4 protein-coding genes are annotated in these 6303 nt (G+C 40.4%); 2 read left to right on the top strand and 2 right to left on the bottom strand.

Going from position 1 to position 6303, the window contains the following annotated elements:
• Positions 1–798 precede the first annotated feature (798 nt).
• Positions 799–1698 carry a formylglycine-generating enzyme family protein gene (locus tag EO93_RS04165; protein ID WP_048161223.1) on the bottom strand — a complete coding sequence of 300 codons (900 nt, stop codon included), beginning with the start codon at positions 1696–1698 and terminating at the stop codon, positions 799–801.
• Positions 1699–2056: 358 nt separating this feature from the next.
• Between EO93_RS04165 and EO93_RS04160 the strand changes: the two genes are divergently transcribed.
• Both EO93_RS04160 and EO93_RS04150 read left to right on the top strand, forming a co-directional pair.
• A complete protein-coding gene (locus EO93_RS04160) occupies positions 2057–2851 on the top strand; it encodes a winged helix-turn-helix domain-containing protein (RefSeq protein WP_048161222.1) in 795 nt (264 codons plus the stop codon).
• A 590-nt stretch (positions 2852–3441) separates the two neighbouring features.
• Entirely contained in the window at positions 3442–4068 is a 627-nt protein-coding gene (locus tag EO93_RS04150; protein ID WP_048161220.1) for a restriction endonuclease, read from the top strand.
• A gap of 109 nt (positions 4069–4177) precedes the next feature.
• Here EO93_RS04150 and EO93_RS04145 read toward each other — a convergent pair whose 3' ends face one another.
• Complete coding sequence (locus EO93_RS04145) at positions 4178–5458, bottom strand: hypothetical protein (protein ID WP_052735378.1); 1281 nt, start codon at positions 5456–5458, stop codon at positions 4178–4180.
• Positions 5459–6303 lie beyond the last annotated feature (845 nt).

The raw sequence follows: 6303 nt of genomic DNA, 5'->3' as shown, positions 1-6303 counted from the left end.
TGTGCATAAAAATTCAAAAATTCAATAGCAAGTTACATTATTTACAGTTTTCCAATAAAAATACCTGAATAATAATCCGAGATCTGCGGAAAGTCTGTTAAAGGCAGACATATGAGTTATTCATCTCTTCGCCATTTTACCCGAAGATTGGATACTACTTAACTTTTATCAAATATTTTTGATTCACTGATTTTTGATTCACTGATTTTTGATTTACTGATTTTTGATTCACCGAAGATCTGCTCTGTTTTCCCTATTTTTAATTTTTCAGATGTTATGCGATTTTTGATTCATGGGCTTACTTTTAATTTTTTCTCAACCTGTATTCGCAAACTTTCCCGAAAATTCATGTTTCGATACCGGTATAACAATAATACATATTATTAATATCAAGTAGCAACAAAGTAAACAAAAGTATTAAATATTAGTTAGTCGTATAGATAAGTGTCTCTACCCGACAGACGCAAATCTGAAATCGCCTCCTAAATCGTCGAAAGCACCTGAAACTCCTTTTTGCCCCTGCCTGAGAATAAACGGGTAGGGGTCAAGGGTGCAAAACTCAGGGAAAAATGATATAGAAAAGCATTCCGGCAGCAGAGTTTTTTTCTGTATTTTCGGTTTTCAAATTTCCAGGAAGAATCAATAGTCTCTAGTTAAGGATATAGAAATATTACTTCGATTTAGCATGCTTCGTCAAAAATACAAAATGACGAACAAATCAGGTGTTTCAGCCAAAAAAACGGGGTCTTGATAACAAGTTAATGATTGAAAATTGTGCCAGCGAGTACTATTCGATAGTTATACCTCCCTGACCACCCTGAATCCCAGACTGTTAAGCCTCCGATCCTGCGCCGCAAAAAGCCTTTCAGCCGACCTGCAGCTTCCGGCATTTCCGTTCCAGCCTCCGCCTCTTCTTATCCGTACAGGAACCGATATACCTGGGAAGGGACTCTCCCATGCCCTGCCGTCTGAAGGTGCTCCTTTGTAGCTGATGTGGTACTCGTCCTGTACCCACTCCCCTACATTTCCATAGATATCATAAAGGCCCCAGGGATTGGGCTTTTTCAAACCTACAGGGTGAGTTTCAAGTCCGGAGTTCTCAAGAAACCAGGCATATTCTGTGAGTTTGGATTCGCAGTCACCGAAAAAGTGGCTGCTTGTGGTTCCTGCCCTTGCTGCATATTCCCACTCGGCTTCTGTGGGGAGGCGGTAGACTGAGCTTTTTTCGCCAGTATTTTCAACGGCATTAAGTTTTCGTATAAAAACCTGTGCTTCTTCCCAGGAAACCATTTCAACCGGGTGCTTTTCACCCTTGAAATATGAAGGAGAATTTCCCATAACTTTACTCCACTGTTCCTGCGTAACCGGATACCTGCCCAGATAAAAGGGTTTTTTTAGAGATACCCTGTGTACAGGGCTTTCCCAGAGCTTTCTGCGCTTCTCACGGGAAGGAGAGCCCATATCAAATTCTCCTGCGGGGACAGGGACAAACTCCATTCCGATTGAGTTTCTAATCAGGTTGCTTACAGTGATTGGACTGTTAATAGAGTACGCAGCCGAACCTTTAACTGAACTGTCAGTTAGAGTGCCATCTGAGTTTTCAGTTAAATTCTCAGTTAAATTCTCAAACGTGGGTGCAGATTCTTTTGAGCATGTACATTTTCTACAAAAGTATATGTTTGGATCCAGTGGTCTCACAACTCCAATAAGAATAAATATTCCTCAGAGTGCTATTTTCTTCTTCTGTTTTTTATTTCTTCCTTTTTGACTTTTTATTCATTTTTTATTTTTCTCTTTATCAGTCATTCTTATTTCGACTGAGTATTAATTTTTACCTTATGTGTTACAATCTTTCTTGAAGTTTATATATTTTTAATATGATCTTTTCAATTTATACCTATATTAGCCCATAATTAACCTTGGAATCCTGAAATTTGAAGAAATATCGATTTAAAAAATATCTAATACAGAGAGGGCAATTAGGCTCAAAAATGAAAAAGTTTTTAGGGCATTATACATAAGTAACAGGGTAAACTGCAGCTGAGCAGGTGAGCAGATGAAACAGTCACTTATTAATCTCATCCTCTTTTCTGACAGGAGAAAAGATCTTTTACTTCTCCTGAGGGAAGAGCCAAAAGATATCGATACAATCAAAGAGTTGCTCAACGTAGATGCCGGCTCGATCCAGCCTCATATTAAAAAAATGAAAGATGCTCACCTGATAACCGAGGTAAAGAAAGTCTACAGTTTGTCCGAAATAGGAAAAATAATAGTCGAAAATCTGGAGCCTTTCCTGAATTCAATTGAGGTTTTTGAAGTCAATGACAAATACTGGAAGACCCGTGATTTAACCCAGATTCCCGATTTCCTTCTGGAGAGGATTGACGAACTTGAGGGCTGCGAACTGCTGGAGCCTGATGCGGAACATCTGTTTGAGACCCCGAAAGCTCTCCTTGAAAAACTCCTGAGTTCAAAAGAGATCTTTACCTTTGTATCCTACTTTCATCCGGAAGCCCCTTCCATTTATGCAGGCATTGCGGAAAATGGCATGAAGCAGGTTCTCTGCATGACAGAAAATGTTATAGAGCGCTTGTTTTCCAGTTATCCGGAAGAAGCTGACAGGCTGTCCAGAAATAAGAATTCAAAAATATTTGTCTGCCGAAAACCCGCATCTATCCCCTCAATTATTGTAACTGACAGGTTTCTTGCACTTAAACTTTTTGAAAATGATGGCAAATTGAGGGATCAGATACTTGTAGCCACAGAGGAAAAAGCTTTAGGCTGGGGAAAGGAGCTTTTCTGGCACTGCATGCAGATGGCTGAACCACTGGAAGAAAAGCCAGGCTTTTGAACTTCTTTAAAATTTCAGTTAAACCAACTTTTAAACCAACTTTTAAACCAGCTTTTAAAACAGCTTTTGAACCCGCTTTTGAACCCGCTTTTAAACCGGCTTTTTTTACTCTGAACTTCCTCAACGTTTCATTCTGTATTTTTACGGATCCTAACTTCCTTGCATTCACAGTAAATCATCTGAATTTTCAGCCCTTTGCTATCAATTTCAGGTTCATGAGGCACATAATCAAACCCATAAATGCTCCCAATTTTTGCCCATACCTGTACCCGGGGATGTAAACTTAAAAGAGTTTTTCCGAAAAATACCCGGACTGCGGGAAACAGTTAATAGCAAAAAAGGTGTACGAGTCTGTAGAAGATCAAAGGTCGGAAAAGTTATCAGGATTGACTTAAAAGTTAATAAAATAAACTTAAAGGTTGACCGGATGGATTAAAGGATTAATCAAATAAAGATTCAAATAAAGATTCAAATAAAGATTCAAATAAAGATTAATGGACTGTTCTGACCAGAATAATGTTTATGCAATGTGAAAATGGGCAGATAAGAAGTAATAACTGCCATATTAATAATGAAAATGGAGATGGATTATGAAGCTCTGGTTGCTCAAAGCCGCAGGCACTTTAGAAGACGAAGAAATAATTCGGGAGGACAGCGTGGTTACCATCGGGTGGTCCGAGTTCTCCGATTTATCGAATATTAAAAACGAAGAGCAGGTAAAAAAACTCATACTCGAAAAATATCCCGGCATGCGAGGAGATCGTTCCGGAACCTGGGCAGAGGATATCTGCTCTTTCATTACAAAAATAAAAAAAGGAGACCTTGTAGCAGTCCCCCTCAAGACCAAAAATGAAGTACTGATCGGAAAGATTTCCGGGGACTACGAATACAGGCAGCTCAGCGACTTTATCAGCCATATCAGGAGAGTCAGGTGGCTCAAAACCCTTCCAAAAGGGGCATTTGAAGAAGAATATAATGTGGACTTTAACTCCCCTGAAGCTCTCCTCCTGATAAAAGCAGACCCTGCAAAGCTATCAGATTTCATCGAAACAAAAAGCCTGGGAGCTCTCATCGAAGAAATGAGCTTTGCCCTTGAAGATCTGGAGTTCCTGAGGGAGCAGATGCTTGACATGGTCTACAGGCTAGCTGAAACTGATGAAATACCTGAAGTCCGGAAAATAGCCGCAGAAATGGAAAAGATGCTGAGAGAAAAATGATTTAATGAGGGATTGGGAAAAGGGTCAAAAAGAAAAGGCAATGATTGCATATAATATGCCATTGCTTTTCCTATCATCGCCGTGGCGGTGTTAACTCCATTTCTCACCCTTAATGAACCTGTATCTGGTCGATAATCCCCTTTGCTTGATCAACCATGTAATCCGCTTCAGCAGCCGAAATCTGCTCGCATACTTTCATTTTTTCAGCGAGATGAATGAAGGATTTAAGCATGGAAACGGCTTTTGCATCCTCTCCTTTTTCGTGGAAACCTTTCGATGTATCAAGAAGCTCAGTAAGAGCGTTTTTTGTCAGCACATGGCATTTGTAGGTATTTTCCACATACTCCCTGAGAGCCTTCATTCCCTCCAGAGCCGGCACCTCAGCCGAAGCAAGAGTAAACATGTAGATATCGGGGTTTCCATTGCGGTCATCCTGCCACACTATCCTGTCCCCATAGATATCTGGAGCCCCATGATAAACGGCTTCATCGCTGGTTATCGGTATTTCCCTGGAACTGGAGATTTCATACATGTAGATGTCTGGGAACACCATTCCATACATCAACACTATCCTGTCTTCGTAGATTGCCGGGCTCCACGCATCGGCGGCAATGAAAGTCAGTTCTGAAGTAGAAAGGTTATACATCCAGACTAAATCGCCTGCCCCTTCACTCATATACACCACCCTATCCCCGTAGATAGCAGGCCCGTATTCAAGAAAACCTCCATCTCCTGCGAGCTGAGTTTCCGTGGAAGTAGAAAGGTTGTACATGTAGATGTCGACGATGTAGGTATCCGCATTTCCATTCCGTTCATCTGTCCAGACTATCCTGTCCCCATAGATAGCAGGCCCTCTCTGGTTCGATTCGTTGGTGGTTATCTGAGTTTCGATGGAACTGGAGATATTAAACATGTAGATATCCGCATTTCCATTCCTATCATCTGTCCAGACTATTCTGTCCCCATAGATAGCAGGCCCACTTTGATTCGATTCGTTTGTGGTAATCTGAGTTTCGGTGGAACTGGAGAGGTCATACATGTAGATATCCGCATTTCCATTCCTATCATCTGTCCAGACTATCCTGTCCCCGTAAATAGCAGGGCCGCTCTGGTTTGATTCACTGGTGGTAATCTGAATTTCGGCGGAACTTGAAAGGTCATACATGTAGATATCCCAGTTTGGATCGTAAATGTAGGCATCATAATATCCATTTCGATCATCCTGCCACACAATCCGTTCACCATAGATATCGGGACCCATCTGGCTTGAGTTATTGGTAGTGATCTGAGTTTCAATACCCTGTGCCATATCCGCAGACGCGGTCGCACAGATGAAAGGCAAAAAGAATAAAGCTACAACTATTGAACACAGCCTTTTTCCGGTTTTCATTTTTATTCTCCCAGGATTTTGAAAATTAGTTTTCTTTGGTTGTTGGTTATTAGTTGTCTTTTTCTTTCTTTATTCAGTGTTTAGCACTCACAATCGTCCATTCCAGTAAAAATCAATATCAATATGCCTATTTTTCAAAAATCAAACAGATCTTATAAATATAGGCATACAACTGGCAAGACCATATTAATAAGTATATAATGATAATTATATATAATAACTCCTGGTAATAATATTTCGGCAGCCCCTGCTTAATTTGCCGATATTATTCAAAATATCCAAAAAGCAAATTTTTTGTATTTATTTTCTGACTTTTAGGGATGAAGCTTTCTTGTCAGCTACGTAAGAAAAATAATAACAGGTAATCATGCTGTTATTAAGAAAAAGCGTGCGTTATGGGAAACGCCTTCCCTGCTCGAAGAATATTTCCCTTGTTCCCGGAAACCGCACTTTAATCCACAGAGAAAATTTCAAACTACAGGTAAATACAAGCTGCTCCACCAGCTTGTCTGGCGGCCCTGCAAAAAAGAGGAAAGAAGAAAGAAGAAAGAAATAGAGAGAAAGAAGAAAGAAGAAGCTGGGAAATGTAGTAAAAGGCAATAAAAGCAGATTTGGACTCTTATTTGCCTATTCTTTCCTTTTTCTTCTTATTTGTTTGCAAGACCGCTCTCCTGCGTCAAGCGTGAAAAGAACGACTTGATATAGTGAATAAGGTTAAATCAATTGAAATAGTCCATTTAAAAGTTAAGTGAACTACCCCCTCCCTGCCTGATGGCGAGGAAGGGGCTTCTTGCTTCATCCCCCGAACTACTGTTCGCAAGTCCACAAGCCCATCCCCTACGTTC

Origin of the sequence: Methanosarcina sp. 1.H.A.2.2 (genome assembly GCF_000979975.1) — an archaeon.
Taxonomy (GTDB): domain Archaea; phylum Halobacteriota; class Methanosarcinia; order Methanosarcinales; family Methanosarcinaceae; genus Methanosarcina.
This window is presented reverse-complemented; position numbering and strand designations above follow the sequence as displayed.